Raw genomic sequence first — 4,809 nt, 5'->3', positions numbered from 1 at the left:
CGTCTTCGTCCTCGTCTTCTTCTTCGTCCTCGTCTTCGTCCTCTTCTTCTTCTTCTTCGGCTTCTTCTTCGGCTTCGTCCTCTTCTTCTTCGTCTTCGTCCTCTTCTTCTTCTTCTTCTTCGTCTTCGTCTTCGTCCTCTTCTTCTTCTTCGGCTTCGTCCTCTTCTTCTTCGTCTTCGTCCTCTTCTTCTTCTTCGTCTTCGTCTTCTTCTTCGTCTTCGTCCTCTTCTTCTTCGTCTTCGTCCTCTTCTTCTTCTTCGTCTTCGTCTTCTTCTTCGGCTTCGTCCTCTTCTTCTTCTTCTTCGGCTTCTTCTTCGTCTTCGTCCTCCTCTTCTTCTTCTTCGGCTGTAAAGATAACTTCTGTTTCATCAAGATATTGAATTTCAACCTCTACACCATTATGTGTGCCAGATTGAATCATTTCAGTTAGAGATTTTAGAACTTCCTGTATATCCTCATCCGAATTAACACTAAAACCATTCTCAACATCTAGTTTTATTTTTGCTCTTTTCACATCGGCCATTTACCTAACTCCTTCGATATAGATTTATATATACTATGTTGAAAGAATATGAAAAGCTTAATATATTTGCGGAATTTTCATTATTCGTTTTCCTTAGCGTTCTTTACTAATTTCGCTATCCATGGACTTTTTGATGATTGATCGTGAGGAATAATTTTGACTTTTACTTTCGGCTTTTCTATTTCAGTTAAAATGACCTCATTTTGTTCCTGGTTTCGCCTTTCTAGCTCTATTACATTTTGAATCCCTTCATCATTTATTTCATCAATTTTTGTAGTTTTTGGCGGGATTTGCTTTTCTAGCACTATCAATCCATTTTTGGGTAACTCTACTGCTAGCCATGGACTTTTTAATGGTTGATCGTGAGGAATAATTTTGACTTTTACTCTCGGCTTTTCTATTTCAGTTAAAACGACCTCATCTTGTTCCTGGTTTCGCTCTTCCATTTCAGTTAAAATGATCTCATTTTGTTCCTGGTTTTGCTCTTCTAGCTCTATTACATTTTGAATCCCTTCATCATTTATTTCATCAATTTTTGTAGTTTTTGGTGGGATTTGCTTTTCTAGCTCTATCAATCCATTTTTGGGTAACTCTACTAATTCTATTTCTTTAATAATCACTAAATTCTCTAGTACAGAAGATTCATTTAGTACAATATTTTTTTGTTGCTCATACTCGGACAATTCCCATCCCATTGGTCCTGGTGGAGAAAACACAAATTTCTCTAAATCTAAAATAGGAATCACTATCTCTTCCAGTTCTGGCTTCATTTTATTTCCCCCCACTATTGCTCTTGATTTCGTGGTAAATATCAGAAAAATTTTGTAAAAATTCTTCCTTAGAATCTTCAAGTGCAATGATATTTTGCAATGCCCAAATATACTTTTCATCAGACCAAGAACGCTTTTGTCCTAAATAGTATTTATGTGCAATTGAACAGAATAAGTGAGGAAACGATAAATCGGTCCAAAGAACACGAAATTGTTTTTCTGTTAAGGAATTTTCCGAGTTATAGGCACTTAACATATGAATTGCTAAATTAGTATCCCAAACTGACATTTTTTTCATTACTTTATTTAAGATAATACGTAGGTCTCTCACGGGTAAATCACTTGTAATAGAATGTAGCTCTTTCATAAACATAGCATCATCTATTTCTGCAAATCTTGCCAAAGTAAAATCCTGCTGACAAAAACTTTTAGATGCAATAACTTCTTTTGTCCATTGGTCATAATATGGCTCATTTATTTCTTGTAATGCTTTCTTACCACGTGCTAACATTTTATCGGCGTACTCTAAAAACATAGTTGAAAACAAATCATTTGGAAAAGAGAGTGCAATCCTTTTGTTTCCTTCTAATTCTTGTAATTTCCATCTGAATAATTTATGCCATTTTCCTAATCGACTCCGTATTTTACTTTCCTGCATCGGAATATACCCTTCCGATGCTTGATGAAATTTTCCTGCATATATTAGTACCTTCTCTAATTGTTCTTTATTATAATAAATGACTTCTTTCCCTTGATGTTTATCATATAGTACATACGCATACTCATCAGATCCAATACAAAATCCCCCTCTTTTTGTTTGGTGAATTTTTGTAATCGGTAATCCATTTTGAAGGAGATGTAAATGGGCTCCAGCAATAAATAGCATCCTTTTTGGGTGCATATGTGCTTGTTTTAATATTTTTAATCCTTCTTCTGTTTCAACTTCCCAAATCGTTCTCCCACTTCTGCTTGACTGGAGAATGATATTACTTACTTCAAATGGATAAAAGCTAAGTACCTTTTTTAAATGTTCGCTCTCTAATCCAGTTGTTTCTTCCAATTTTCATCAGCCCCCTCTTAAATTCTATAAAATTTCCCCATACACTTTCATTAGATCCATGGCAACTCGGTTCCAACTAAATTCTTTTTCAACTTTCGCACGTCCATATTTCCCCATCTGTTTTCTGTTATTTTCGCTATTCAATAGATTAATTATTTTTTCTGCATATGCATCAGGATTCTCAAAGTCACTGACAATATATCCATTTTTCCCTTCTTCAATTACCTCAGGGTTACCACCTCGGTTACTTGTAATAATTGGTAATCCCGCTGCCATTGCTTCGTAATGTACCCTAGCAAGAGGCTCTTGCCACTGTGAAGAACAGACAAAAATATCTGACATAGCGTAAAGTGTTGAAATATCCTTCGGCTTAACAAACTTAATAAAGACTACATTTTCTGGAAACATTGCGCCTAAGGTATATAAATGTTTTACATAATTATTTACATTGTCATCTCCAAACCATTTTGAACCAATAAAAACCATTACAATGTCTGGATTTTCCTCAATGATTTTAGGAAGAGCTTGTAGCAAAACATGAGGACCTTTTACTTTGCTCAAGCGTCCAACAAACAAAACCACTTTTTTATTTTGTAAATTTAACAGTTTTTGTACATGATTTTTAACTTTTGTACCATTCACGGTCCATGAAGGATAATATTCATTTACATCTACACCAGAATATACTGTTTTTGTCTTAGGTTTTGCGGTTTGAAAGCGCGAGGTTATTGTTTTTCCTATATAATCACTAACTGTTACAATTTTGGAAACAGCTGCAATACATGCTTCGCCCTCTTTATCACTTATCTTTTCATATGCAAACATTTCATTATGCACACTTAACACAAATTTGGTCTGTGGTGCCGCCTCACGTAAAATCGTAATCCAATTGGGACGATTACATAAATGAACCACATCATACTTTTCCTGTTTCAAATGTTTAATAATATAAGGCAGATATTCCTCTTCTGGAAAACGTATATACCTTACACCACCATTTTTTTCTTCTGGTTTTAAATTAGGATCTGTTATAGAAATAACTGTCACATTTTTTCCATTTGAAGCAATAATGGAAGCAACAGAATCTATATAAATTTGAATAGCTCCACCTCGTACAGCTGGCACAGGTAGCTTTTCAGTAGATATTATCGCAATTTTCACTTAATCTCCCCCCTGTTTCATAAAAATGCAATCCTCTTCATATATTACGAAGAAACCCTTATGTTTGTGAGTTATCAATTATTTTTCATTCTTTATAATTAAATTTGGTAAACATTACTTTTTCTTCTTAAAGGCAAATGGCTAGAACAAAAATGGCCATATACCATACAGTAATAAGAGAGTATAAAAGGATGGTGACATATTTGGAGAATCACAATGAAGATGCGGTATATACATTATCACCCGAAGAGGAGCAAAAATTAGTAGTATTGGCAGAGACAATGATTAAACATTGGGATATTGATGCGACTACAATCGAATTAGTACAAGGTGGACAACTGGCCTTAGTCTGGAAAATTCATACTACAGATGGACCATTTTGCTTGAAGAGAATTCATCGCCCTGAAAAAAAAGCCTTATTTTCCATTCATGCTCAAGATTATCTCGCCAAAAAAGGCATGCGTGTTCCAAGCATAATTCCAAGCAAACTGAATCAGTTATATACAAAACACGGTCCATTTTTATTTGTTGTTTATGAGTGGATTGAAGGAAGACCGTTTGAGCTTACAATGCAAGAAGATCTTGAAATGATTATGAAAGGTCTAGCGGATTTTCATGTAGCTTCTATTGGCTACAAACCGCCACCAGGCATACCTATCTTTACAAAGCTGGGACGTTGGCCCAATCATTACATTAAAAGATTTCAGCAGATGGAAATTTGGAAAACTTTATCCACAACTATGCCGGATGACCCATTTTCACAATTTTACTTAGCTGAAATTGATGCTTTCATTTTAGAAGCAAAACATACACACCAAAGACTATTGGAATCTGAATATACAAAATGGACTGATGAATTACAAACATTCCCCAATTTATGTCATCAAGATTATGGAACAGGAAATTCCTTATTAGATCCAAGTAATCAAATTTGGGTAATTGACTTAGATACAGTTTCTTACGATCTCCCTATTCGAGACTTGCGTAAAATGATTATTCCTTTACTAGATACAACTGGTGTTTGGAATGAAAACCAATTTCAAATTATGATTAACGCATATGAGTCAGTTTCTCCTTTAACAGCAGAGCAGAAGAAAATTATGTTTATTGATATGCTATTTCCATACGAGTTATATGATGTAATTCGTGAAAAATACGTCAGAAAATCACCATTACTTGCTGACGAACTTGCTGGAGCTATGGAATATGAAAGGATAAAGTCAAAAGCTTTAAATATATTAATAGAGGAATTTTAACGAACTTCAGCCAGAATTCTCCTTCCTCCACGCGCAGCA

General features: G+C 34.7%; 4 protein-coding genes and 1 pseudogene. 1 reads left to right on the top strand and 4 read right to left on the bottom strand.

The window, feature by feature from the left end; translation table 11 throughout:
• The 4 genes and pseudogenes from BAU28_RS30675 to BAU28_RS08395 all read right to left on the bottom strand — a co-directional run.
• Window positions 1-523 (bottom strand): annotated as a pseudogene (locus tag BAU28_RS30675) (AAA family ATPase); the annotation flags it as partial.
• 80 nt (window positions 524-603) lie between these two features.
• Window positions 604-1,293 carry a hypothetical protein gene (locus BAU28_RS08405; RefSeq protein ID WP_071718318.1) on the bottom strand — a complete coding sequence of 230 codons (690 nt, stop codon included), beginning with the start codon at window positions 1,291-1,293 and terminating at the stop codon, window positions 604-606.
• A gap of 1 nt (window position 1,294) precedes the next feature.
• Window positions 1,295-2,353: a spore coat putative kinase CotS gene (gene cotS, locus BAU28_RS08400; protein ID WP_048374826.1), complete on the bottom strand. Its 1,059-nt coding sequence runs from the start codon at window positions 2,351-2,353 to the stop codon at window positions 1,295-1,297.
• 24 nt (window positions 2,354-2,377) lie between these two features.
• Window positions 2,378-3,514, bottom strand: coding sequence for a glycosyltransferase family 4 protein (locus BAU28_RS08395; protein WP_025151163.1), 1,137 nt, complete (start codon window positions 3,512-3,514; stop codon window positions 2,378-2,380).
• 152 nt (window positions 3,515-3,666) lie between these two features.
• Between BAU28_RS08395 and BAU28_RS08390 the strand changes: the two genes are divergently transcribed.
• Entirely contained in the window at window positions 3,667-4,770 is a 1,104-nt protein-coding gene (locus tag BAU28_RS08390; RefSeq protein ID WP_025151164.1) for a CotS family spore coat protein, read from the top strand.
• Window positions 4,771-4,809: the final 39 nt, after the last annotated feature.

This window comes from Bacillus paramycoides, from assembly GCF_001884235.1.
GTDB lineage: Bacteria > Bacillota > Bacilli > Bacillales > Bacillaceae_G > Bacillus_A > Bacillus_A paramycoides.
This window is presented reverse-complemented; position numbering and strand designations above follow the sequence as displayed.